The organism is Pseudomonas sp. SG20056 (assembly GCF_031764535.1).
Lineage (GTDB): Bacteria > Pseudomonadota > Gammaproteobacteria > Pseudomonadales > Pseudomonadaceae > Aquipseudomonas.
In genome coordinates, this window is sequence record NZ_CP134499.1 from 3,402,219 (window position 1) to 3,427,042 (window position 24,824).

Annotated in this window: 23 protein-coding genes; 12 read left to right on the plus strand and 11 right to left on the minus strand. The window is 62.4% G+C overall.

What is annotated here, in order from left to right; genetic code table 11:
* Positions 1 to 151: 151 nt before the first annotated feature.
* Positions 152 to 1,189: a CDF family Co(II)/Ni(II) efflux transporter DmeF gene (gene dmeF / locus RHP75_RS16250; RefSeq protein ID WP_311089106.1), complete on the minus strand. Its 1,038-nt coding sequence runs from the start codon at positions 1,187 to 1,189 to the stop codon at positions 152 to 154.
* 139 nt (positions 1,190 to 1,328) lie between these two features.
* Between dmeF and yaaA the strand changes: the two genes are divergently transcribed.
* From yaaA to RHP75_RS16275, 5 genes are read left to right on the plus strand one after another with little or no spacing between them, the layout of a single operon-like run.
* Positions 1,329 to 2,108, plus strand: a complete 780-nt coding sequence (gene yaaA / locus RHP75_RS16255; RefSeq protein WP_311089107.1) for a peroxide stress protein YaaA — start codon at positions 1,329 to 1,331, stop codon at positions 2,106 to 2,108.
* A gap of 3 nt (positions 2,109 to 2,111) precedes the next feature.
* Complete coding sequence (locus RHP75_RS16260; RefSeq protein WP_311089108.1) at positions 2,112 to 2,576, plus strand: multidrug transporter; 465 nt, start codon at positions 2,112 to 2,114, stop codon at positions 2,574 to 2,576.
* A gap of 33 nt (positions 2,577 to 2,609) precedes the next feature.
* Positions 2,610 to 3,440, plus strand: a complete 831-nt coding sequence (locus tag RHP75_RS16265) for an SDR family oxidoreductase (protein WP_311089109.1) — start codon at positions 2,610 to 2,612, stop codon at positions 3,438 to 3,440.
* Positions 3,441 to 3,451: 11 nt separating this feature from the next.
* Positions 3,452 to 3,841 (plus strand): hypothetical protein, encoded by a 390-nt coding sequence (locus tag RHP75_RS16270; RefSeq protein ID WP_311089110.1) that lies wholly within the window; start codon positions 3,452 to 3,454, stop codon positions 3,839 to 3,841.
* Between the two features lie 31 nt (positions 3,842 to 3,872).
* Complete coding sequence (locus tag RHP75_RS16275) at positions 3,873 to 4,730, plus strand: DMT family transporter (RefSeq protein ID WP_311089111.1); 858 nt, start codon at positions 3,873 to 3,875, stop codon at positions 4,728 to 4,730.
* A gap of 121 nt (positions 4,731 to 4,851) precedes the next feature.
* Here the strand turns inward: RHP75_RS16275 and RHP75_RS16280 are convergent, their stop codons facing one another.
* Entirely contained in the window at positions 4,852 to 5,592 is a 741-nt protein-coding gene (locus RHP75_RS16280; protein WP_311089112.1) for an SDR family oxidoreductase, read from the minus strand.
* Between the two features lie 97 nt (positions 5,593 to 5,689).
* Between RHP75_RS16280 and RHP75_RS16285 the strand changes: the two genes are divergently transcribed.
* A complete protein-coding gene (locus RHP75_RS16285; protein ID WP_311089113.1) occupies positions 5,690 to 6,625 on the plus strand; it encodes an AraC family transcriptional regulator in 936 nt (311 codons plus the stop codon).
* 33 nt (positions 6,626 to 6,658) lie between these two features.
* Here the strand turns inward: RHP75_RS16285 and RHP75_RS16290 are convergent, their stop codons facing one another.
* Positions 6,659 to 8,668, minus strand: a complete 2,010-nt coding sequence (locus tag RHP75_RS16290; protein ID WP_311089114.1) for a U32 family peptidase — start codon at positions 8,666 to 8,668, stop codon at positions 6,659 to 6,661.
* A gap of 151 nt (positions 8,669 to 8,819) precedes the next feature.
* Here RHP75_RS16290 and RHP75_RS16295 point away from each other — a divergent pair, with 151 nt between their 5' ends.
* Complete coding sequence (locus tag RHP75_RS16295; RefSeq protein ID WP_311089115.1) at positions 8,820 to 11,189, plus strand: DNA polymerase II; 2,370 nt, start codon at positions 8,820 to 8,822, stop codon at positions 11,187 to 11,189.
* Between the two features lie 48 nt (positions 11,190 to 11,237).
* Complete coding sequence (locus tag RHP75_RS16300) at positions 11,238 to 12,419, plus strand: AAA family ATPase (protein ID WP_311089116.1); 1,182 nt, start codon at positions 11,238 to 11,240, stop codon at positions 12,417 to 12,419.
* Here the strand turns inward: RHP75_RS16300 and RHP75_RS16305 are convergent.
* From RHP75_RS16305 to RHP75_RS16335, 7 genes are all read right to left on the minus strand, one after another.
* Positions 12,416 to 13,321 (minus strand): DMT family transporter, encoded by a 906-nt coding sequence (locus RHP75_RS16305; RefSeq protein ID WP_311089117.1) that lies wholly within the window; start codon positions 13,319 to 13,321, stop codon positions 12,416 to 12,418. The two genes, RHP75_RS16300 and RHP75_RS16305, sit on opposite strands and share 4 nt — an antisense overlap.
* A gap of 73 nt (positions 13,322 to 13,394) precedes the next feature.
* Positions 13,395 to 14,624 (minus strand): organoarsenical effux MFS transporter ArsJ, encoded by a 1,230-nt coding sequence (gene arsJ / locus RHP75_RS16310; RefSeq protein ID WP_311089118.1) that lies wholly within the window; start codon positions 14,622 to 14,624, stop codon positions 13,395 to 13,397.
* A 245-nt stretch (positions 14,625 to 14,869) separates the two neighbouring features.
* Entirely contained in the window at positions 14,870 to 15,871 is a 1,002-nt protein-coding gene (locus RHP75_RS16315; protein ID WP_311089119.1) for an ArsJ-associated glyceraldehyde-3-phosphate dehydrogenase, read from the minus strand.
* 24 nt (positions 15,872 to 15,895) lie between these two features.
* Positions 15,896 to 16,222, minus strand: a complete 327-nt coding sequence (locus RHP75_RS16320) for a YnfA family protein (protein WP_409079665.1) — start codon at positions 16,220 to 16,222, stop codon at positions 15,896 to 15,898.
* Positions 16,223 to 16,229: 7 nt separating this feature from the next.
* Positions 16,230 to 16,724 carry a cyclin-dependent kinase inhibitor 3 family protein gene (locus tag RHP75_RS16325; RefSeq protein WP_311089122.1) on the minus strand — a complete coding sequence of 165 codons (495 nt, stop codon included), beginning with the start codon at positions 16,722 to 16,724 and terminating at the stop codon, positions 16,230 to 16,232.
* A gap of 18 nt (positions 16,725 to 16,742) precedes the next feature.
* Positions 16,743 to 17,453: an arsenical resistance protein ArsH gene (arsH, locus tag RHP75_RS16330; RefSeq protein WP_311089123.1), complete on the minus strand. Its 711-nt coding sequence runs from the start codon at positions 17,451 to 17,453 to the stop codon at positions 16,743 to 16,745.
* Between the two features lie 24 nt (positions 17,454 to 17,477).
* Positions 17,478 to 18,251, minus strand: coding sequence for a metalloregulator ArsR/SmtB family transcription factor (locus RHP75_RS16335; protein WP_311089124.1), 774 nt, complete (start codon positions 18,249 to 18,251; stop codon positions 17,478 to 17,480).
* Positions 18,252 to 18,399: 148 nt separating this feature from the next.
* Here RHP75_RS16335 and arsB point away from each other — a divergent pair, with 148 nt between their 5' ends.
* The 4 genes from arsB to RHP75_RS16355 all read left to right on the plus strand — a co-directional run bounded on the left by arsB (position 18,400) and on the right by RHP75_RS16355 (position 24,195).
* Positions 18,400 to 19,470, plus strand: a complete 1,071-nt coding sequence (gene arsB / locus RHP75_RS16340) for an ACR3 family arsenite efflux transporter (RefSeq protein ID WP_311089125.1) — start codon at positions 18,400 to 18,402, stop codon at positions 19,468 to 19,470.
* A 193-nt stretch (positions 19,471 to 19,663) separates the two neighbouring features.
* Positions 19,664 to 20,419, plus strand: a complete 756-nt coding sequence (locus RHP75_RS16345; protein ID WP_311089126.1) for a transporter substrate-binding domain-containing protein — start codon at positions 19,664 to 19,666, stop codon at positions 20,417 to 20,419.
* Between the two features lie 86 nt (positions 20,420 to 20,505).
* On the plus strand, positions 20,506 to 21,384 hold the full coding sequence (locus RHP75_RS16350; RefSeq protein ID WP_311089127.1) for an AraC family transcriptional regulator: 879 nt from the start codon (positions 20,506 to 20,508) through the stop codon (positions 21,382 to 21,384).
* A gap of 174 nt (positions 21,385 to 21,558) precedes the next feature.
* Positions 21,559 to 24,195, plus strand: coding sequence for a DEAD/DEAH box helicase (locus tag RHP75_RS16355; protein WP_311089128.1), 2,637 nt, complete (start codon positions 21,559 to 21,561; stop codon positions 24,193 to 24,195).
* A 13-nt stretch (positions 24,196 to 24,208) separates the two neighbouring features.
* Here RHP75_RS16355 and RHP75_RS16360 read toward each other — a convergent pair whose 3' ends face one another.
* Positions 24,209 to 24,712 (minus strand): phosphate-starvation-inducible protein PsiE, encoded by a 504-nt coding sequence (locus RHP75_RS16360; protein ID WP_409079666.1) that lies wholly within the window; start codon positions 24,710 to 24,712, stop codon positions 24,209 to 24,211.
* Positions 24,713 to 24,824: the final 112 nt, after the last annotated feature.

Consider the following 24,824-nt stretch of genomic DNA (forward strand, 5'->3'; position numbering starts at 1 on the left):
TTTTAGATACTCCAAAAAAGATGACAGAAAAACGTATTTTTTGAGTTTTTCAGGTTTATTTATCGGAGCGACAAATAGCGCTTGGCGCACTGCGCAGTCGCCGTTAAAGTCGGAAGTCCCACCGGTTTTCGGGCCGTCATTTTTTTACTTGTCAGCCCCGCCCCACCCTGTGCCCATCAGCACAGCGATTGACCTCCACGGTCACATGCACCAGTTCCGCAATCCCCGCCAGCCGCGCTTTGTAGCGATCCGCCGAGCCGTCACCATGGGTCACCACGCTGACGATGCAGGCGAACTGCGCCCGGCCGACACGCCATAGATGCAGATCGGCCAGTTCGGTGTCCGCCTCCTGGGCCAAGGCGCTGCGTACGCGCTCGACCACCGGACTGTCCATCTCGCGGTCGAGCAGCACCTTGCCGGTTTCGATCAGCAGCCCCTTAGCCCACACCGCGATGATCACAGCACCGATCACGCCCATCAGTGGGTCGAGCCAGTCCCAGCCCAGCAGCAGGCCGCCCAGTAGTGCGACGATAGCCGCCACCGAGGTCAGCGCATCGGCCAGCACATGGATAAAGGCGGCGTGGCGATTCAGGTCCTTGCCCGCCGCTGGCGCTGCGTGATCGTGATCGTGATCGTGATCGTGATCGTGATCGTGATCGTGATCGTGATCGTGATCAGCATGCGCATGCACGCCAGCGTGACTATGACCCTGGCCGTGGGCATGCCCGTGATCATGGCTATCACGCAGCAGCCAGGCAGAAGCCAGGTTGACCAACAAGCCAATGACGGCGACCCACAGCGCCATCTCGAAGGCAATTACCTGGGGCTGCAACAAACGCCAAAAGGACTCGAACGCCAGCATCGCCACCACCACCAGCAACATCAGCGAGCTGGCAAAACCCGCCAGCACCTCAACCTTCCAGGTGCCGAAGGCAAAACGTGGGTCGTTGGCGTAGCGTCGCGCCAGCAAGTAGGCCAGCGCCGTCAGGCCAATCGCGAGCATATGCGAGGCCATGTGCCAGCCATCGGCGAGCAAGGCCATGGAGTTGAACGCATAGCCGGCGACAATTTCCACCAGCATGGTTGCCCCGGTCAGCGCGGCCACGCGCCAAGCCTGGCGTTCGGCGGTGGTTTCCAGCGGGCGGTAGTCATGGGATGGCTCCCAGCGCGAATGGTTGCAAGCGGTCATGACAGCTCCTTGAGAGTTCGACCTGGGCAGACTACAACCCCGTGGCGGCCCCTGGGTCAAGCGCCTCAATCGCCCTTATAGGTAGTCTCAAGCGCCGGCAGCTTCTAGAATCGCCGCAGACTTTCAGGAGCACAGTTTTATGTTGATGGTGATTTCCCCGGCCAAGACCCTCGATTACGAGACGCCGCCCGCCACCCCGCGCTTTACCCAGCCCGAACACCTCGACCACGCCCAGGAGCTGATCCAGCAGCTGCGCGACTTCACCCCGGCGCAGATTGCCGAGCTGATGCACCTTTCAGACAAACTCGCCGGGCTGAATGCCGCGCGTTTCGGCAGCTGGGAGCGGCCGTTCAACCCGTCCAACGCCAAACAGGCGCTGCTGGCGTTCAAGGGTGACGTGTACACCGGGCTTAACGCCGAGGATTTCAGCGAGGCCGATTTCGACTTCGCCCAGCAGCACCTGCGCATGCTCTCAGGCCTGTATGGCGTGCTGCGTCCGCTCGACCTGATGCAGGCTTACCGCCTGGAGATGGGCACCAAGTTAGCCAACCCGCGCGGCAAGGATCTTTATGCCTTCTGGGGCGAACGCATCAGCGGCTGGCTGAATGAGGCGCTGGCGGCCCAAGGCGACAACGTGCTGCTCAACCTGGCGTCCAATGAGTACTTCAGCGCGGTGAAACGCAAAGCGCTGAACGCACGGATCATCGACACCGAATTCAAGGACCTGAAAAACGGCCAGTACAAGATCATCAGTTTCTACGCGAAAAAGGCCCGCGGCCTGATGGCGCGCTATGTGATCAAGGAGCGCCTGACCGACCCGGCCGGCCTCAAGGATTTCAACTACCAGGGCTATCGCTATTCGGCCGAGCACTCCAAGGCTGATAGTCTGGTATTCCTACGCGACGACCCCGAGGCCTGAGTGATGCTGATAGGCGCAATCCTGGTACTGAGCTGGCTGATCCTGCTGATCCGCTACCCGAGCAAGGCACTGCCGATCTCCCTCGGTGCGCTGATCGGTCTGGGCCTGGTCGCCAGCTGGGTGCTCTGGCAGGAAAGCCGCGAGAATCGCCACCTGGCTCACCTCGAATTGCGCCTCGACTACGCCCCGCAGCGCTGCCCGGCAGATCGTCCGCTGGCCCTAAATCTGAAGAATGGCAGCGAAGCCGCGCTGCTTGAGCTGCACTGGCAGATCGCCGCATACCGCCCCGGCGACAGCGTCAACCTGGCCGAGCGCCTGTATGAAACCCCGCGATACAGCGGCCCCGGCGAATTGCTGCCCGGCGCCGATTGGCAAACCTGCCTGCCCTTACCTACCCTGCGCAGCGGCTACCGCGCCAGTACATTAGAGTTTCGCGCTGAACGCCTACAAGGCAGCTTTAGCCGCTGAGCGTTGCCCCACTAAAACAACAAGGAAAGCTGCATGACCCAGCCCAGCGTACTGATCACCGGATGCTCCAGCGGCATTGGCCGCGCCCTGGCCGAAGTGTTCCAGCAGGCCGGTTATCAGGTTTGGGCCACTGCGCGCAAAGCTGAAGACCTCACAGCCCTGAGCGAAGCGGGCTTTCACGCCGTACAACTGGACGTCAACGATGGCCTAGGCCTGGGGCAACTGGCCGAACGCCTGAAAGCGGAAATCGGCGGCCTCGATGTGCTGATCAACAACGCCGGCTACGGCGCCATGGGCCCACTGCTCGATGGCGGCGTCGAAGCCATGCGCAAGCAATTCGAAACCAACGTGTTCTCACTGATCGGCGTGACTCGCGCACTGTTCCCATTACTGCGGCAGAACAAGGGGCTGGTGGTGAATATCGGCAGCGTATCCGGCGTACTGGTCACCCCGTTTGCCGGCGCCTACTGCGCCTCCAAGGGCGCCGTGCATGCCCTGACCGACGCCCTGCGCCTGGAGCTAGCCCCCTTCTCCATCGGGGTGATGGAAGTACAGCCTGGTGCGATTGCCTCCAGCTTCGGCGCCAACGCCAGCCAGCAGGCCGAACAGCTGATCGACGAAGCCTCGCCCTGGTGGCCGATCCGCGACGGTATCCGCGCCCGCGCCAACGCCTCGCAGGACAACCCCACGCCCACCAGCCACTTTGCCCTCAACCTGCTGGCCGCCGTGCAGAGTAAATCCCGGCCGAACCTGGTACGCCTGGGTAATGGCAGCCGCAGCCTGCCGCTGCTCGCAGCGCTGCTGCCTAAACGCCTGCTCGAGGCCGTGCTGAAAAAACGCTTCGGCCTTAATCGCAGCCTGTAGGAGCACACCTGATGCACGAGCCAAGCCCCAACAGCGTCGCGGTCACCCGTCTGGCCCTTGGCGGCGTGCTGGCGGTTATCGTGCTCAACCTGCTGCTGCGCACCTTCGTCAAACTCGGCGGGCTGTTGACCACGGTGCTGATCGCCGCCCTGGTAGCCGCCGCTATGACCCTGTGGTTCTCCTGGCGCAACCACCGTGCGCCCCTGCAAGGCGAACGTCGCCGCTTGGTGGCGCTGTATGGCGGCATCCTCGCGCTGCTCTACCTGGGGTTACTGGCCATGATGGCGTGGAAGGATGATCCCAGCCCCATGGGGCTGCTGATCTTTGGCCTGCATTATTTTTGTTATCCGCTGATGGCCTGGCTGTTTCTCGCCAAGGGTTTTGGCAAGCGCAGTGCATAACTGCCCCCAACGCCTGACGACAGGAACGCCCATGTCATCCACCCGCCTTGTCTGCATGACGACACTCGCGCTTATCGCCTTCGCGGCCAACTCCCTGCTCTGCAGGGCAGCACTCGCCGACGGCAGCATTGATGCCGCCAGTTTTACCAGCATTCGTCTGCTCGCCGGGGCCGCCGTGCTCTGGCTAATTGTGCGCATTCGAGCCGGCAGCGCCGTGGGCCAAGGCAACTGGTTATCGGCGCTGGCCCTGTTTGCCTACGCCGCCGGCTTTTCCTTCGCTTACCTCGAACTGTCGACGGCCACCGGCGCCCTGCTGCTGTTTGGCGCGGTGCAAAGCACCATGATCGGTTATGGCCTGTACCGTGGCGAACGCCTGCGAGTGCCCCAGCTTGGCGGCCTGTTGCTGGCCATTGGCGGGCTGGTCGGGTTGCTGCTACCGGGTATCTCTGCACCGCCGCCACTGGCTTCGGCACTGATGCTCGGTGCGGGCATGGCGTGGGGAATCTACTCGCTGCGCGGCAAAGGTGCGGGCGATCCACTGCAAGTCACCGCCGGCAACTTCCTCCGGGCGGTGCCGATTGCCCTGATCCTCAGCGCCGCCATGCTCGGCGATCTCACACTGCAACACTCCGCTGGAATCGCCTACGCCATCGCTTCGGGCGCACTGGCGTCCGGGCTCGGCTATGCCGTCTGGTACAGCGCCTTGCCGGCCTTGAAAGCCACCACGGCCGCCAGCGTGCAACTCAGCGTACCGGTGATCGCTGCGCTGGGCGGTGTGATGCTGCTCGCCGAACCGCTCAGCCTGCGTCTGCTCCTGGCCTCAATGGCCATACTCGGCGGCATCGCGCTGGTGATCCTGACTGGACAGGCTAAACCTGCCAGCCGTTAACATTTTCGATAGAGGGTCTTTGGCTCTGGTCTATCTGGGCTTATTGGCTAACGATACCGAGGAGCATGTTGGCCATGGGAAAGACCTAAACGCTTGACGTATCCCTGTAAACGATGCGGGTTTAGACCTGCGCCAGCATCAGCGCATCGGCCCCCGCCGGAAAGCGTAGCTGCCCGGAGGTGTCATGCGCAGCGCGCCATACGGCCTCGGCCACGTCGATCTCGCGGGTCAGCAGGGTCGTTTGTGTAAATTGGGCAAACACCTGTTGAGCGAACGCCGCATAAGCCGGTGGAATCAGCCCCTGTAGACGTGCGCCACTATTGGCGGTAAAGCGCGTGGTCGGGCCATAACCCGGCTGGACCAACTTCACATCGACATTAAACGCAGCAAGCTCATGCGCCAATGACGCGGTGAATCCTTCAACGGCCGCCTTGCTGGCGGTGTATGCAGCAACGAGCGGCATCGGCGCCAGCGTGGCACTGGAAGTCACGTTGATGATCCGCCCAGCACCGCGTACACGGAACTGCGGCAGAACGGCCTGAGTCATGGCCAACATGCCGAAGGTGTTGGTCTCGAACACCTCGCGCACGGTCGCCATCGGGGTGGCCTCAAACGCGCCGAAAAGCCCAATACCTGCATTGTTGACCAACACGTCGATGGAGCCACTCGCCTGCAAAACAGCGGCGATACTGTCCGGCTGGGTCACGTCGAGCGGCAGCACGCGCAGCCGTGGTGATTCGGGCAGGGTCTGTGCACAGGGCACGCGCATGGTGGCCAGTACATTCCAGCCCTGGGCATGAAAGTGCCGTGCCGTGGCGAGGCCATAGCCGGAAGAACAGCCCGTGATGAGTACAGTCTTCATATCGATCTCCAGGTGAGTTGCAGAGCCGGTACGATAGCGAAGACAATCCGGACTAAATACAACCAAAAGTCCGTCTTATATTTGCGAAAGTCCAAAAATGACTGATCCACTCTCAGAAGTGATCACCCTGATCCGGCCACAGACCGTGGTTTCACGGATGATCAGCGCGGCTGGCAGCTGGGCGGTGCGCTATAGCGACTTTGGCCAACCCAGCTTCTGCACCGTGCTTGAAGGTCGTTGTCACCTGGTCGTTGACGGCCAGGCAGCTCTGACACTGGAGGTAGGCGACTTCGTGCTGCTTCCCGCCACACCTGGCTTTACCCTCTCAAGCGGTGCACACACGGTAGCGGAAGCGCATGACCCGCAGGCCGAACTTGGATTAACAGACGAAATCCGACACGGCCGCGCAGACGGTCCACCTGATCTGCGCCTGCTCGGCGGCTATTTCATTTTCGGCTCGCCGGACGAGTCACTGCTCAGCTCATTGCTTCCGGCCTTGGTTCATGTGCGCGGAGCCGAGCGGCTGAGCACGCTGGTGCGTCTGCTCGGCGAAGAGTCGAGCACGATGAAACCGGGTCGCGAGCTGCTGCTCAGGCGGCTAGTGGAAATACTGCTGATTGAGGCGCTGCGCGCTACGCCATCGAATAACGCACCGCCAGGGTTACTGCGCGGGCTCGCGGATGAACGGCTGGCCCTGGCTATTCGGCAGATGCATGCCAACCCAGCGGCGCCCTGGACCGTGGCACAGCTGGCCAGCAAGGCATCGCTGTCACGTTCGGCGTTTTTTGAGCGGTTCAGCCGTGCAGTGGGGCATCCGCCGATGGAATACCTGCTGGCCTGGCGAATGGCGATGGCCAAGGAACTGCTCAGCCAGCAGAACATACCCATTACTAGCGTCGCAGAACGCGTCGGCTATAGCTCAGCAAGCACCTTCAGCAGCGCATTCAGCCGCTACGTGGGTCAACCTCCGCGCCGCTATGCACAGAGCAGCAAGCAGGGCGCTCCTGGGGCACCCCCGCAACGCTCGCCGTAACACCCTGCCTGGCGAGCGTGCGCCGCAAACCGATCAGCGCTTGATGGTCTTCAGCAAATCGTCCGGGGTGATATAGCCCACTACACCGCCGCTGCTTTGCGCGCTGCCCGGTTGTGGCTGATGCAGGATATGGCCCTTCATCTTGCCGATGATGTGCATCTCGCACGGCTTGCAATCGAACTTCAGGGTCAGCACTTCGTCCTGATGGATCAGCTGCATGTCCGAGACTTTGGTGCGCACGCCGGTCACGCCCTTGGCCTGTTTCGGGCACAGGTTGAAGGAGAAGCGCAGACAGTGCTTGGTGATCATCACCGGCACATCGCCCGCCTCTTCATGGGCCTCATACGCCGCATCGATCAGTTGCACGCCGTAACGCTTGTAGAAGGTGCGCGCCTTGTCGTTGTAGACGTTGGCGAGGAAGGTCAGGTGCGATTCCGGGTACACCGGCGCTGGCACGCTGACCGGCTTACGCCCGCCACGCGGGTGAGCGGCGACGCGGGCCTGAGTCAGCGCCTCAATCGCTTCACGGCGCAGGGCCTTGAGTTGCGAGCCTGGGATAAAAGGCACGGCCTCACAGTCAATCTGCGCACCAGTGCTGTAGTAGATGGTGGTGCCCAGCTTGCTCAAGCCATCGGCCAGTTGCTCGCGGGCCTGCTCGGCATCCTTGGCGGCGGCGAACGGCCCGGCCAGGCTAACGCGAGCGCTGATGCCCTCCTCACTGGTGACGCTCACATTCAACTGATCGCCCTGCACCGCCAACTGCCAGCTGACCGCAATGCGCCGCTCGGCGGATGTTTTCTGCAAAGCCTGTTGCCAGTTATGGTCGAGGTTGCGGTTGAGCGGATGCTGCGGGCGCACGCGGTGCATGGCTTCGGGCATTTCGTTAGGCTCGACGCGGTAGCGGTAGCGCTTCTCGCCGTCTTCTTCGCCGTCTTCGGTGAAGCTGCCTTTCAGCTCGCAGATGTTGCTGCGAAAGCCCACCACTTCGCGCTTGATCAGCACGTTCAGGCCATCGCCGTTGGACAGCGGCGTATCGGTGACGGCAATCAGGTCGCGCTTGTTCACCTTCTCGATATAACCCACCGCCAAGCCGGTAAAGGTCGGCGAGTCGAACGCACCAATATCCACCTTGCGGTCGGTGACGAAGTAATCAGTGCTGCCGCGGTGGAAGGTCTTGTCGGTGTCCGGGGTAAAGAAGTGCTCGGTACGCCCGCTGGCGGCGCGGGCCAGGAGCGGGCGCTGTTCGAGAATCGCATCCAGCTCACGGCGATAGTGCGCGGTGATGTTCTTCACGTAACTCATGTCTTTGTAGCGCCCTTCGATCTTGAACGAGCGCACGCCGGCATCGACCAGATGGATCAGGTTGTCGGTCTGGTTGTTGTCCTTCATCGACAGCAGGTGCTTATCAAACGCCACCACGCGGCCCTGATCGTCCTTCAAGGTGTATGGCAGGCGGCAGGCTTGCGAGCAGTCACCCCGGTTAGCGCTACGGCCGGTTTGCGCGTGGGAGATGTTGCACTGCCCGGAGAAGGCCACACACAGCGCGCCGTGGATAAAGAACTCCACCGCCGAATCGACGTTGCGGCAAATGTTGCTGATTTCTTCCAAGTTCAGCTCGCGGGCCAGCACCAGCTGGGAGAAGCCGGCGTTGTCGAGAAAGCGGGCTTTTTCCAGGGTGCGGATGTCGCACTGGGTACTGGCGTGGATCTCGATGGGCGGCAGGTCCATTTCCATCACGCCCATGTCCTGCACGATCAGCGCATCGATGCCCGCCTCGTAGAGCTGCCAGATCATCTGCCGCGCCGGTTCCAGCTCATCCTCATGGAGGATGGTGTTGAGGGTGACGAACACCCGCGCATGAAACAGGTGGGCAAACTGCACCAGCTCGGCAATGTCCGCCACACTGTTGCTGGCGTTGTGCCGCGCACCGAAGCCGGGGCCGCCGATATACACGGCATCGGCGCCGTGCAGGATGGCTTCCTTGGCAATCGCGGTATCACGCGCGGGGCTCAGCAATTCGAGGTGGTGCTTGGGCAGGGACATGGTTTCGCTATCGGGCAGTCAATCAGGCCGAGCATTTTACTCGGAATAGCTGATTTGTCTGTGCCCGCTTGGCAGCCGCACAATAACTGTATAGGCATACAGATAAAGCCTGCGTAGAATTGCCTCTCAACACAGACCCGAGAGCAACGCGGTGGACTTACAACAGGGCTTTCTGCTGACTCGCCACTGGCGTGATACGCCGGCCGGCACGCAGGTGGAGTTCTGGTTGGCCACCGACAACGGCCCGCGCCTGCTGCGTCTGCCGCTGCAAACCTCGGTGGCCTTTATCCCGGCTGTGCAACGCGAGCAGGCGCAAGCGCTGCTGGCCAACGAGCGCGGCGTCGAGCTACGCCCGCTGGGCCTCAAGGACTTTCACCTGCGCCCGGTGCTCGGCCTGTATTGCCAACAGCACCGTACCTTGATGGACCTCGACAAACAGCTGCGCCGCGCTGGCCTGGACGTGTACGAAGCCGATGTGCGACCGCCCGAGCGCTACCTGATGGAGCGCTTTATCACCGCCCCCGTGCAGTTCACCGGCACACCCGATGCGACCAATCCCGCCCTGCTGCTGGAGGCGCAGATCAAGCCCTGCGAGGGTTACCGCCCGACGCTCAAGCTGGCCTCGCTGGATATCGAAACCAATGCCTTTGGTGAGCTGTACTCCATCGCCATTGAAGGCTGCGGCCAGCGCAACGTCTATATGCTTGGCCGCACGCCGGAACAACCGCCGCAGGTGGATTTCCAGCTGCACTACTGCGCCAGCCGTGGCGAGCTGCTCGAATGCCTGAACCAGTGGATGGCAGATCATGACCCGGACGCGATCATTGGCTGGAACCTGGTGCAGTTCGACCTGCGTGTGCTGCACGAACACGCACGTAACCTGGCAATCCCTCTGCGCTTGGGCCGCGATGGCAGCGAGATGCAATGGCGTGAGCATGGCAGCGGCAACGGCCATTTCTTTTCCGACGCCGCCGGCCGCTTGATCATCGACGGCATCGAGGCGCTGCGTTCGGCGACCTGGAGCTTTCCCTCGTTCAGCCTGGAAAACGTCGCGCAAACCCTGCTTGGCGAGGGCAAGGATATTGCCACGCCCTACCAGCGCATGGACGAAATCGACCGCATGTTCCGTGAGGACAAACCGGCTCTGGCGCGCTACAACCTGCGCGATTGCGAACTGGTCACACGGATCTTCGGCAAAACCGCGATCCTCGATTTCCTGCTGGAGCGCGCCACGGTCACCGGCCTGCCCGCCGACCGTAACGGCGGTTCGGTGGCGGCCTTCGAGCACCTGTATATGCCACTGATGCACCGTCGCGGTTTTGTCGCACCGAATCTGGGCGATAACCCGCCGCAAGCCAGCCCCGGCGGCTTTGTAATGGAGTCGCAGCCGGGGCTGTATGAGTCGGTGCTGGTGCTCGACTACAAGAGCCTGTATCCGTCGATTATCCGCAGTTTTCTGATTGACCCGGTGGGGTTGATCGAGGGCCTGCGCCAGCCGGATAGCGCTCACTCCATACCGGGTTTTCGCGGCGCGTGCTTCTCCCGCACGCAGCATTGCCTGCCGGCCATAGTTGAGCGCGTATGGCAGGGTCGTGAAGCGGCCAAACGCGAGCACAACGCACCACTGTCGCAGGCGCTGAAGATCATCATGAACGCCTTCTACGGCGTGCTCGGCTCCAGCGGTTGCCGTTTTTTCGACACGCGCCTGGCCTCCTCCATCACCCTGCGCGGCCACGAAATCATGGCCCGCACCCGCGCGCTGATCGAGACCGAAGGCTATGCGGTGATCTACGGCGACACCGACTCCACCTTTGTCTGGCTCAAGCGCCCGCATGCTGAAGAGGACGCCGCACAGATCGGCCGCGCCCTGGTGGCCAAGGTCAATGCCTGGTGGCGCGATCACTTACGCGATGAATACGGCCTGGAAAGCGCCCTGGAGTTGCAGTTTGAAACCCATTACCGGCGCTTTCTGATGCCGACCATTCGCGGCACCGAGGAAGGCAGCAAGAAGCGCTACGCCGGCCTGATCACCCAGCCTGACGGTGGCCACAAGATGGTCTACAAAGGCCTGGAAACCGTGCGCAGCGACTGGTCGCCGCTGGCCCAGCAATTTCAGCGCGAGTTGTATGAGCGCATCTTTCTCGGCCAACCCTATCAGGACTATGTGCGTGAATACGTCGAGCGCACCCTGAACGGCGAGCTGGATGAACAACTGGTCTACCGCAAACGCCTGCGCCGCCTGCTCACCGATTACGAACGCAACGTACCGCCCCATGTGCGCGCCGCACGCCTGGCTGACGAGTTCAATGCCGCCCACGGCCGCCCGCTGCAATACCAGCGCGGCGGCTGGATCAGCTACGTAATCACCACCGCCGGCCCGCAACCGCTGGAAGCGCGAAGCGCCGCAATCGACTACGACCACTACCTGACCCGCCAACTGCAACCGGTGGCAGATGCCATCCTGCCGTTTGTTGAGGATGATTTCGCCACCTTGATCGGCGGGCAACTCGGCTTGTTCTAGGCACGCCGCGCCGCTAAAAAACCTTCATTAGCTGTCAGGACGACACCCATGCTGCACACCCTCGCCGTCGCCAACTACCGCTCGATCAACAATCTGGTGCTGCCGCTGGGCCGCCTCAATCTGGTGACAGGGGCCAATGGCAGCGGCAAATCGAATCTCTATCGCGCCCTGCGCCTGCTGGCGGAAACCGCCCAGGGCGGCGTGGTCAATGCATTGGCACGCGAAGGTGGGCTGGATTCGACTTTCTGGGCCGGGCCGGAAACCCTCAGCCGGCGCATGCTCAGCGGCGAGGTGCCTGTGCAAGGCGGCCCGCGCAAGGAGGCTCGGCGCCTGCGTCTGGGTTTTGCCAGCGATGATTTCAGCTATGCCATTTCCCTCGGGCTGCCGGAGTCCAACTCCGGCGAGAGCCGCGATACTCCCAGCGCCTTCTCCTTGGACCCTGAGATCAAACACGAATGCATCTGGGCTGGCGGTAGCTATCGCCCCGCCTCACTGCTAGTGGATCGCGCCGGCGCGATGGTGCGTATGCGTGAGGGGCGCAACTGGCAGGTGATAGCCCAGCACCTGCCAAGCTTCGACAGCCTGTATGAGCAAATAGCCAATGACCCCGCCTGCCCGGAAGTCTCCCACCTGCGCGAGCATATTCGCCGTTGGCGCTTCTACGATCACTTTCGCAGCGATGCCGAAGCGCCCGCGCGCCAGCCGCAACTGGGCACCCGTACCCCGGTGCTGCACCACGACGGCCGCGACTTGGCAGCGGCGTTGCAGACCATTCGTGAAATCGGCGATGCCGCAGCGCTGGATACAGCCATCAGCGACGCCTTCCCCGGCGCACGTGTGCGTATCGACTTTCAACAAGGCGGGCGTTTCGCCGTAGAACTGCAACAGGACGGCCTGCTGCGGCCGTTGTCGGCCAGCGAACTGTCGGACGGCACCCTGCGCTACCTGCTGCTGGTCGCCGCCCTGCTCACCCCACGGCCGCCATCGCTAATGGTGCTGAATGAGCCGGAGACCAGCCTGCACCCCGACCTGCTGCCAGCCCTCGGCCGGCTGATCATCGCCGCGTCGCAGCACACCCAGGTCTGGGTGGTATCCCATGCCAACCGCCTGATCGCCACCCTGGAGCAACACCCCGAGTGCAACGCCATCGTCCTGGAAAAGCAGCTGGGACAAACCGTGATCCAGGGCCAGGGCATGCTCGATGAGCCGGCGTGGAAGTGGCCGAGTTAACCCTTGGCGGCCAGGGCAACAGTTGCCGGTAGCGCCTTGGGCTTACGAAACACCAGCACGTTACCCAGCATCACCAGCAGCAGGCCGAACAGCGCCGGCGCGGTCCACTGGTAGCCCTCGGCAAACACCGAGATATTCAGCGCCACCACCGGGAACAACACAGTGCAGTAGGCCGCGCGTTCCGGGCCCATGCGCCCGACCAGGGTCAGGTAGGCGGTAAAACCGATCACCGAACCGGGAATCGCCAGGTACAGCAGAGTGCCGACGTAACGGGTGTTCCACTCGAAACCGAACGGCGTGCCGCTGACCAGACAGATCGCCACCAGCATCAACGCGCCATACAGCATGCCCCAGGCATTTGTGGTCAGCGGCTTGAGCCCGGCCTTCTGCTGCAGGCTGGAGAGCATATTGCCCGCGGAGAAACACAGGGTGCCGATCAGCGCCAGGCCGATGCCCAACAGGGTTTCACGACTGGCCTCCTGCCCGGCCAGTTCCGGCCAGAACAACAGCGCCAGACCGCCCAGCCCCAGCGCGCCGCCGGCCAGTACATTGGCGGCGATCTGCTGTTTGAAGAACAGCCGCGCATTGATCGCATTCCACAGCGTTGCAGTGGAAAAGATCACCGCCACCAAGCCGCTAGGGATCCACTGGCTGGCGGTGTAGAAACACATAAAGTTGATACAGAACAGACACAGCCCCTGCGCCAGGCAGATCAGCTGGCCGCGCTTATCGAGTTTCTGTAGGCGGCCGCTGAGCAGCAGCACGGCGAACAGCACGGCAGCAGCCAGGGCAAAGCGATAGGCGATGGAAGCAGCAATAGCCACCTCACCCAGTTGCAGCTTGAGGGCGATCCAGGTGGTGCCCCAGATCAGTACGGTCAACAGATAGAGCGACAGGTTCATCAACAGACTCCCGGTAGATGGTTGAGAGTCTGCGCCTGATCAGGCCTGGCGTTCTTGCATAAACTTGCGCTTTTTACTCCTTCAGACTGATCGCGCGGTGCCGAGGCAGTCCAATGGAGATCAGCGCCGCCAGCAGAACAAAGACCGAGGACACCCACAGGCATGCCTCCAGGCCATAGGCCTGATACACCCAGCCCGACAGCAGCGTGCCGATCAACCGGCCGAGGGCGTTGGACATGTAATAGAAGCCCACATCCAGCGACACGCCGTCTTCCTTGGCGTAGCTGACAATCAGGTAGCTGTGCAGCGAGGAGTTCACCGCAAACAGCGCGCCGAAGACCATCAGCCCGCCGAGCAAGACCCACTGCGCCGGCAAATCGCTGCTCAGACCCAGGGCAATGGCGGCGGGAAAACCGGCCAGCACCGCAGCCCAGGCGAATGCCGCGCGGCCATCCGGCAACTGGCCGCTGGCCTTGCCGGTGATGGCCGGAGCGAACGATTGCACCATGCCGTAGCCAATCACCCACGCCGCGAGAAAGCCGCCAACCAGCCAGAAATCCCAGCCAAACACACTGGACAGGTACACCGGCAGCGCCACCACAAACCACACATCGCGGGCGCCGAATAAGAACAAGCGTGCGGCTGACAGTATGTTGATCGCCCGGCTCTTGGACAAAATGTCGCGAAACTTCGGCTTGGCTTTCGCCTTGCCCAAGTCCTTTTTCAGCAGCAACAGGCTGGCCAGCCAGATCAGCGCCAGCACGACGGCCATGGCCAATATCGCACCGGTAAAGCCGAGCAGCGCCAGCAACGCGCCGCCCATAAAGAAGCCCACGCCCTTCAGCGCATTCTTCGAACCGGTCAGGATCGCCACCCACTTGTACAGCGTGCCCTGCTGACTGTTCGGCACCAGCAGCTTGATCGAGCTTTTCGCGCTCATCTTGTTCAGGTCTTTGGCGATACCAGACAGCGCCTGCGCGCCCATCACCCATGGGATGGTCATCCAGGCCGCGGGCACGGTGAGCATCAGCAACGCCGCCACCTGCAGGCCCAGGCCGATATTCATGGTGCGATTCAAGCCCAGCCGCGCGCCCAGATAGCCGCCGACCAGATTAGTGACCACACCGAAAATCTCATAGAACAGAAACAGCGCGGCGATCTGCAGCGGCGTGTAACCCAGGCTGTGAAAATGCAGCACCACCAGCATGCGCAACGCACCGTCGGTGAGGGTAAAGGCCCAGTAGTTGCCGGTCACCAGCAGGTATTGGCGCACTTCAGGGGCTAGACGGGATAAGGCGTGCATGTGCTGATTTCCTGATCAATCGCGGTGTCTTTAGCCCCTCTCCCCAACCCTCTCCCCAAAGGGGCGAGGGAGCGGACTTCATGCGGCTTAAAGAAAGCCACGAAATGAAGCGGGAGGCGTAACACTCCCCCTCTCACGCTTGCGGGGCGGTGCGGGGAAAGCGAAGCACTGCTTCGCCCGCTAACGCGCCCTGAGTTCTGCGAAGGGCTGGGGCGCAGAGCGGGGGTTGGGGGAGAGGGCCGCAGTTATTGCGCACCCACCATCCGCGCCAACTCCACCGCGCGGTTGGCATAGCCCCATTCGTTGTCGTACCAGGCGTAGAGCTTCACCTGGGTGCCGTTGACCACCATGGTCGACAGCGCATCGATAATCGACGAGCGCGGGTCGGTGCGGTAGTCGATGGACACCAGCGGCCGCGCCTCGTAACCGAGAATACCCTTGAGCGGCCCGTCGGCGGCGGCCTTAAGCAGTGCGTTGACCTCCTCCACCGAAGTGGCGCGTTCCACCTCGAATACGCAGTCAGTCAACGAGGCATTGGCCAATGGTACGCGCACCGCGTGGCCGTTGAGCTTGCCGCGCAGCTCGGGGAAGATTTCGGCGATGGCCGTGGCCGAACCGGTGCTGGTGGGGATGAGGCTCATGCCGCTGGCACGGGCACGGCGCAGGTCCTTGTGCGGCTGATCAAGGATGCTCTGGGTGTTGGTCAGGTCGTGGATGGTGGTGATCGAGCCGTGGCGGATACCGAGGTTTTCGTGGATCACCTTGACCACCGGGGCCAGGCAGTTGGTGGTGCAGGACGCAGCCGTGACGATGCGGTGCTGCGCCGGGTCGAACAGCTGCTGGTTGACGCCCATCACAATGTTCAGCGCGCCCTGCTCTTTTACTGGCGCGCAGACCACCACGCGCTTTACGCCTTGGTCGAGGTACGCCTGCAGCACCGCGACAGTTTTCATCTTGCCACTGGCCTCGATCACCAGATCGCAGCCGCTCCAGTCGGTATCGGCGATAGCCTTGTTGGCCGTGACCTTGATCCGCTTGCCGTCGATCAGGATGCACTCGCCCTCACTGCTCGCCTCGTGCTGCCAGCGACCGTGCACCGAGTCGAAATTCAGCAGGTGGGCGTGGGTTGCGGCATCGCCAGCCGGGTCGTTGATCTGCACAAACTCCAGTTCCGGCCAGCCCCAGGCAGCGCGCAGCGCCAGACGACCGATACGACCAAAACCGTTGATACCTACCTTGATAGCCATGGACAGACTCTCTCGTTGAACGGGTTAAATATTGCGCGGCGCAAAAATAATGATCGCCATACCGAGCATGGCCACCGCCGCGCCCAGCAGGTCCCAATGGGTCGGGCGAATGCCGTCCACCAGCCACAGCCAGATAATCGCCATCGCCACATACACCCCACCGTAAGCGGCATACACACGCCCGGCGGCGGTCGGATGCAGAGTCAGCAGCCAGGCGAACAGCGCCAGCGATAGAGCTGCCGGCACCAGCAGCCAAATGCTCTTACCCTGCTTGAGCCACAGGTACGGCAGGTAACAGCCGATGATCTCGGCAAGAGCGGTCAGGGCGAACAGGCCTAGGGTGTTGAGCATGCTCACCTCAGTTGCCGAACTGGGTGAGCCAGCCCGCATGGGCCGGATGCTGGATGGCTTTCGGCCGCAGCGCCTGCACCAGGCTGATGGCCTCGCTGCGGGCGATGCCCAGCTCGATCAGGATGCGCGCGGCAATCAGCCCGGTGCGCCCGGAGCCACCCTTGCAGTGGATGGCGATGGCCTTGTTGGCCGCCAGCAGCTCATTAATCTGCGCCATGACCACCGGCCAGGCGGCGTCGAAATCCGCCAGTGGCACCTGCTCGTCGGCCACGGGCAGATGCAGCCAGAGCAAACCTTGCGCGGCGCACAGCGCAGGCAAATCACTGGCGGCATTCTGCGCCAGTTCGGCGTAGGGCATCAGGGTCAGTACTGCATCCGCACCGGCCTGCTTCAAGGTGTTCAAGGCACTGTCGAGGCTGCTGTCCTTGGTGCCTGGGCACGGCGTGAAAATCAACCGACCGGGCCGATTAGGAATGCTGAGAATGTCAAAGGGATGGGACATGCTGGTTGATCCTGAGAATTAAATGGAAGCCTGATTGACCCGTTTGCTCAGCTGCTCAGCGGATTCCTTGCGCTCGGAATAACGGTCCACTAGGTAGTCCGCCTGGCCGCGCAGCAACAGGGTGAACTTGACCAGTTCCTCCATCACGTCGACCACGCGGTCGTAATAGGCTGAAGGCTTCATCCGCCCGGCGTCGTCAAATTCGAGAAAGGCCTTGGCCACCGAAGACTGGTTGGGGATGGTGAACATGCGCATCCAGCGGCCCAGCACGCGCATCTGGTTCAGCGCATTGAAGGATTGCGAGCCGCCGCTGACCTGCATCAGCGCCAGGGTCTTGCCCTGGGTCGGGCGTACCGCGCCCATGCTCAGGGGAATCCAGTCGATCTGCGACTTGAATACCCCGGTCATCGCACCATGACGCTCCGGCGAGCACCAGACCATGCCCTCGCTCCACAGCACCAGCTCACGCAGCTCTTGTACCTTGGGGTGGTCTTCGGGGGCGTCGTCCGGCAGCGGCAGGCCGCTGGGGTTGAAGATGCGCGGTTCGGCGCCGAACTGCTCAAGCAGACGCGCGGCTTCTTCAGTCAGCAGGCGGCTATAGGAGCGCGCGCGGTTGGAGCCGTACAGCAGCAGGATGCGCGGCTTATGGGTGACGGTGGGCTGAACCAGCGTGTCCGCCGTGGGAATGTCCAGCAGCTCAGGGACGATATTCGGCAGTTCGGGGCTCATGGCCTTTCTCCAGATAACAGTGGCTCAGCCGCACAGCGAGGCGCGATCAGGGCGGTCACGCATGCTGTGCAGGCGCAGGCGGTCTTCGGCCAATTGCGGGTCGGCAGCCTCAAGTACCTGCGTCAGGATCTGCCCGACCCAGGCCGGCAACTGCGGATGCAGACGGTAGTAAACCCATTGCCCGGCACGGCGATCCTGGAGCAGGCCGCTGCTGCGCAGCTGGGCTAAATGGCGGGAGATCTTCGGCTGGCTTTCCTCAAGGGCGGCAGTCAGCTCACAGACGCACAGCTCGCCTTCCTGAGCAATCAGCTGGGTCATGCGTGCGCGGGTGTCATCGGCCAGGCATTTGAACAGCGTGACCGGCGCAAGCATTTGCGACGGGGCCTGGGGCTTGCTCTTAACCAGCACGAACATCTTGATGCGCTCGTGGATCTGCTGCAGGCAGTGCTTGTAGGCATTCTGCTGCTGGCTGCTGGCCGGGTCCTCGAAATCCCAGGCGATGTATTCGCCGGCCCCGGGCAAGGTGCTGCACTCGAAGGCGGACTTGTCGCACAGGGTGATCACGTAATCGAACTGCTGGCCATCGAAGCTCTCCAGCGCCTTGCTGTGCAGGCCTTCCGTGCTGACGCCCAACTGCTCCAGGGCCTGGCGCGCACGGGAATCAACCTCACCAGGCAAAGTGCCGGCGCTAAAAACCTCATAGCCTTCGGGGTCGGTATGGCGTAGCAGCGCTTCAGCCATTTGCGAGCGGGCAGCATTGGCCACACAGAGAAACAGCACGCGAATCTTTTGGCTCATGGGGTGATGCCCGATAAATACGATTTGGCGAATATATTGCCAACCGTATATCTTGTAAACCGTATATTTACCTCGACTCAGGCCGATCCAGATCAATACCCCGCGCAGCACAGCTGACTAGACTCGCGGCACATCCAAGGAATTGCGCATGACCACCTCACTCGAATCCGCAGCCCACCCAGTCGCCTCGCCGCTCGGCCTGTTCGAGCGTTACCTGACGCTATGGGTATTTCTCTGCATTATCAGCGGCACCCTGCTCGGCCTGTTTGCGCCGACAGCGGCGCAGGCGGTGGGCGCGCTGGAAGTTGCTCAGGTGAATATCCCGGTGGGGCTGCTGATCTGGGTGATGATCATTCCCATGCTGATGAAGATCGACTTCAGCGCCATCGGCGAGGTCTACCAGCAGCGCGCCGGCCTGGGCGTGACGCTAAGCATCAACTGGCTAATCAAACCGTTCACCATGGCGTTTATGGCCTGGCTGTTTCTACGCCATGTGTTCGCCGATTGGCTGCCAGCCGAACAGCTCGACAGCTATCTGGCCGGGCTGATTCTGCTTGGCGCCGCGCCCTGCACCGCGATGGTGTTCGTGTGGAGCAACCTGTGTAGGGGCAACGCCAATTTCACCCTGACCCAAGTGGCGATCAACGACCTGGTGATGGTGTTCGCTTTCGCCCCTATCGTTGCCCTGCTACTGGGGGTTTCGTCGATTCCGGTGCCGTGGGACACCCTGCTGCTGTCGGTGGTGATGTATATCGTCATCCCCCTGGCGATTGCCCAATTTATCCGCGCGCGCCTGCTGCGCCATGGTGATGCGGCGTTGCAGGCGGTGCTTACGCAAATCGGCCCATTCTCCATCCTTGCCCTGCTGGCCACTCTGGTGCTGCTGTTCTCCTTCCAGGGCCAGACCATCGTTGCCCAGCCGTTGATCATCGCCATGCTGGCGGTGCCGATCCTGCTGCAAACGCTGTTTATCGCCGCGCTCGGTTACTGGCTGTGCCGGCAGCTCAAGGTGCGCCATGACATCGCCGGGCCGGCGGCAATGATCGGCGCGTCGAACTTCTTCGAGTTGGCGGTGGCGGTGGCCATCGCGCTCTACGGTTTCAACTCCGGCGCGGCACTGGCCACGGTGGTCGGCGTGCTGATCGAAGTACCGGTCATGCTCTGGCTGGTGCGCAGAATCAATGCCAGCAAGGAGTGGTACGAACGCACGCAGGGCTAAAAGCGCAAATCCGATGGTTAATAGCCATTCACTCGCAAGCCAGCAGATAACCTTACCGAGCGGTATAAGTGGCGAGTCGACAGCCTATGCCCGGCAGGCTAGCGTCAATACAGGGTGTCGCTGACGCATGCGCACCCGCCACACTGCCTGAGCCACCCGGCCTAGCCGGTCGCTGTAGCCTGAGGTACGCCGCATGTCTTCTCGCCTTGGCAACGCGCTTGCGTTTGTTTTCTGGTGTTTTCTCAGCTCGACGCTGCATGCCGAGGCCAAGTGGGAGTCACTGGACTTCATCACCGAAGAGTTCCCGCCCTACAACTACACCGAAAGTGGCATCGCCCGTGGCATTACCGTGGATATTCTGCTGGAAGCTGCCGCCAGCGCCGGCCTGCCCATCGCGCGCCGGGATATTCGTTCACTGCCCTGGGCGCGCGGTTATCAGATGGCGCGCAAAGGTCCGGGGGTGATGCTGTTTTCCATGACCCGCACCGAGGCGCGCGGCCCGCAGTTCAAGTGGGTTGGGCCGATCATGCCCAGCCGCATCGTGTTGCTGGCGCGCCGGGATCGCCAGATACAGATCAAGCAAACGGCAGACCTCAGCGCGCAGCGCATCGGGGTGATTCGCGATGATGTCGGCCATCACCTGCTTAACAGTCTTGGCATCAGCGACAACCAGCTGCAGATCTCGGCCAGCGCAATTCAGCTGGCCAACCTGCTGCACAACAGCCGCATCGACCTATGGGCTTACGATGAAACCACCGCCTACTGGTTTATCCGCAACCTGGACATGCACAGCCAGGACTTCACCCCGGTGCATGTACTCAAGGAAAGCGCCATGTATTACGCCTTCAGCCTGGACACCGATGCGGCGCAGCTCACCCGCCTGCAGAACAGCCTGAATGCGCTCAAGCAGCAACCGCGCTATCTGGAAATCCTCGACAGCTACAAATAGCTCCAGCTTGCATAATCTTGCGCTTTTCTACAGGCGGGGGCTGGCACGCGGGCATGCCCGGCGTAGCATGGGGCGACGGAGGATTTATGTCGCAACTTGAGCACCTACAGGTTTTCCAGAGCATGCACAGCTCGCCCAACACTCGCCTGCATCGCAGCGCCGAGCTGGGTGACGGGCTGGCGGCTGCCGTATGGAGCAACCGCCATGATGCTCGCGACTACCAGGCTCCCAGCCACCACACGCTGTCCTGCTACCTGGCCGGCGGCACCGGCACCTTCCGTCGCGAGAGCCCGCACAGCAAAGGTGCGCCGGACAAGCTGTGCATCCTGCCGGCGGGGCATCAGTCGGAGTGGGTGATCAACGGTGAAATCCAGCTGGCCCATCTGTATATCAGCCAGGAGCAATTCGCCCTGGCGGCCGTCAATCTGCTGGACCGTGAACCACGGGAACTGGAGCTGCGCGAAGGCACTTTTCTCGATGACCCGCAGCAGGCCCAGCGCTTTCGTCAGCTCAGCCAGCTGGACTGGCAGGAACCCGCCGAACGCCTGCTCAGTAGCAGCCTGGCCCATGGTCTGATCAACCACGCACTGCTGTCCCAGGTCGGCCGCCGTGAGGGGCTGCGCTTGACCGGCGGCCTGGCGCCCAGCCAGCGGCGACTGGTGCGCGAGTTTATCCAGGCCAACCTCAGTGAGCCGCTCAGTTTGGGTCAGCTGGCCAGTGTTTGCGCGCTCTCCGAATACCACTTCGCGCGGATGTTCCAACTCAGCTTCGGCCTGCCGCCACACCGCTATGTGCTGGCCCAACGCCTGCGCCATGGCCAGCACCTACTGCAACACAGCACCCTGCCACTGGCTGAAGTGGCCCTGGCCTGTGGTTTTGCTAGCGCCAGCCACTTCAACAACCGTTTCCGCCAGGCCTTCAGTGCCACGCCTGGGCAATACCGCGCCGCCCTGCAACGCCCCTAAGCCCCCGCCACGCCGCATCAACCTGCCGCATACCCGCCTATCAGGCTCTGCAACGTGCACGCCCGCGCTTGAAAACAGCCTGCTAATCCCGCGCTGGCTGTGCAAGAATCATCGGCTGCCTTCGAGAAAGCTGCCCATGCCACGATTCATTCACTTGTCCGTCCGGTGCCACTGATGGCCCTCGATATCCTGCATCTGCGCCAGGAAGACTGGCGCGCGGAATTCGGCGTGGGCGATCTGCAGCGCGGCCAGGGTTATGCCGCGCAAGGCCGTAGCCGTTTGCTCAGTCTCAAGGACAGCACCCTGCTGGCCAGCTGCCGTGGCTCCGGTGCGCAAACCTATCAACAGCGCATCACCCTGCATCATTACGGCCAGGGCTGGGGCGTGACCGGCCATTGCAGCTGCCCGGTGGGCTTCAACTGCAAACACGTGGCCAGCGCCCTGCTCACCCTGCAAATCCAGCAGGAACAGGGCGTCGACCTCTCGCCACTGATCGTCAGCAGCCCGCAAGCCCGCGAAGAATGCCTGGAAAACCTGCAGCCCTGCCCAGTACTCAGCCTCGGCAGCCTGGTGCGCGTGCACTTCGATGCGCGCAAGGGGCGTATGCAGGAACAAACCCAGCACCGCGCCGCATTGGCCTTCGATTACCAGGGCCACCTGGCCTCCGGTAAACAGGGCAAGGACCTGCTGATCAAGCAGAGCGCCCAGCACAGCCTGCGCATCGTGCGTGACATCAGCGCTGAAACCCAGCTGCGCAAGCGCCTGGAGCAAACCGGCCTGCAAGTGGCCCTGCGGCAGAGCGAAGCGCTACCGGAAAGCGCCGGCGAAGCCTACGAGCAGCCCAACGAGGCCGCCTGGCTAGTGTTTATCCGCGAGCATCTGCCGCAGCTGCGTGAGGAAGGCTGGCAGATCCGCATGCAACCGGACTTCCAGTTCAACCTGGCGCAAGTGGATGACTGGTATGCCGAAGTCGAAGAAGACCCCGAGCAGAACTGGTTCGATCTGGAGTTGGGTATCGAGGTCGAAGGCCAGCGCATCAGCCTGCTGCCGATTCTGCTGCAAGCCATCCGCCGCGCGCCCTGGCTGCTCAATGGCGAAGCGCTGAACAAACGCGATGACGATGAGGTGCTGCTGGTCAGCCTGCCGCATAACCACAAACGCGCAGCATTACCACTGGCGCGGCTGAAGCCGCTGCTGGCGACCCTAGGCGAGCTGTTCGTGCGCGAGCCGGGCGAATCCAACCAGCGCCTGCGCCTGTCGCGCCTGGATGCGTCCCGTCTCAATCATCTGCAAGAAGGTCCTGCCGTCAGCTGGCAAGGTGGCGGCCAGCTGCGTGAATTCGCCCAACGCCTGCAGCAGCTGGACAGCGCCACCGTGCAAGCGCCAGCAGGCCTGCACGCCGAGCTGCGCCCTTACCAACTGCAGGGTCTGGCCTGGATGCAGGGGTTGGCCGAGCTGGAAGTCGGCGGTTTGCTGGCCGATGACATGGGCCTGGGCAAAACCCTGCAGACCCTCGGCCATATCCTCTGCGAGTTCAACGCCGGGCGCCTGGCTCAGCCGGCGCTGATTGTTATGCCCACCAGCCTGATCCCCAACTGGCAGGACGAAGCCGCGCGCTTCATCCCGCAGCTCAAGGTGCTGGCCCTGCACGGGCCGAAACGTCGGGCGCTGTTCAAGTTGATCGATGAGCACCAGATCATCCTCACCACCTATGCCCTGCTGCCGCGCGATCTCAAGGCATTGAGCGCCTACCGCTATCGCCTGCTGATCCTGGATGAAGCGCAGAACATCAAGAACCCGCGCAGCAAGGCCGCCGTCGCTGCAGGGCAACTACAGGCCGGGCAGCGTCTGTGCCTGACCGGCACGCCGCTGGAGAATCACCTGGGCGAGCTGTGGTCGCTGTTCAACTTCCTCATGCCCGGCTGGCTCGGTGACAGCAAAAGCTTTACTCGCGACTACCGCACGCCGATTGAAAAGAACGCCAATCAGCAGCGCTTGACGCACCTCACCGGGCGGATCAAACCGTTCATCCTGCGTCGCACCAAAGAACAGGTGGCCAGCGAACTGCCGCCGAAAACCGAAATCACCCACTGGGTCGAACTCAGCGCGGCGCAGCGCGACCGTTACGAAACCTTGCGCCTGGCCATGGACCAAAAGGTCCGTGCAGAGATTGCCCGCCAGGGTCTGGCGCGCAGTCAGATCGTGATTCTCGAAGCGCTATTGCGCCTGCGCCAGGCCTGCTGCGACCTGCGCCTGCTCGGCGAGGAAGGCGACAGCAGCCTGACCAGCGCGGATTCCGGCAAGCTCAGCGGCCTGCTGGAAATGCTCGAAGAGTTGTTCGCCGAAGGCCGGCGGGTGCTGCTGTTCTCGCAGTTCACCTCGATGCTGGCGTTGATCGAAGCCGAATTGAAGGCGCGCAACATTCCCTACGCCAAGCTCACCGGCAGCACCCAGGATCGCCGCACCCCGGTGCAGCAGTTCCAGGCTGGCGAACTGCCGATCTTCCTGATCAGCCTGAAAGCCGGTGGCGCGGGGCTTAACCTGACTGCTGCCGATACGGTGATCCACTTCGACCCCTGGTGGAACCCGGCCGCCGAAGCCCAGGCCAGCGACCGCGCCTACCGCATCGGCCAGGACAAGCCGGTGTTCGTCTACAAACTGATCGCCCGTGGCAGCGTCGAAGAGAAGATCCAGCAACTGCAGCAGGCCAAGGCCAACCTGGCCCGCGGTGTGCTGGAAGGCGGCAGCCAGTCCCAGCTGCAGCTCAGCGAAGACGACCTGCAGGCGCTGTTTGCGCCGTTAAGCGACTGATCAGCCCTGCGCCTCAGTCATCGCTCTGCGCATCATCACGCTCGGCCGCCTCATCCGCCGCATTGGTCTTTTTCCGCGCACCGCCGGCCTGCACTGCGGGGAAGCGCGAGGAGGCATAGCGCACCACAAAGATCGCCAGCGCCAGCAACAGAATCGCCCCGGAGACCATCACCACGCCCATGTCGGGTTTATGGTTATGCGAGATATCGGAAATCATCAGGCGGGTCAGCGCGGTGATCGCCACATAGATCATGAAGCGGATCGGCATGTGGTTGGTCTTGAAATAGATCCCCACCATCGCCGCCAATTCGAGGTAGATAAACAGCAGCAGGATGTCGTCGACGGTTATGTGGCCCTTCTCCAGCATGCCGAGAAAGGCCATCACCGCCGCCCAGGCGGTGATCGCGCCGATAGCGAACAGCGCCAGGTAGTGGAACGCCTCCATCAACAGATTGCCCAGCGACTCCGCCAAGCCATGCATGCGCTCGCGGGCGCGTTCAGCCAGATTGTCCTTCACGATCCTTACACTCCCAACATCGACGGCCCGCTCCAACGCGGAATGTACCTGCACCATGCAGAAACAAGACCAGCTCTCAGGAGATGGCGTTCACGTGCGCCAGGACACGTCC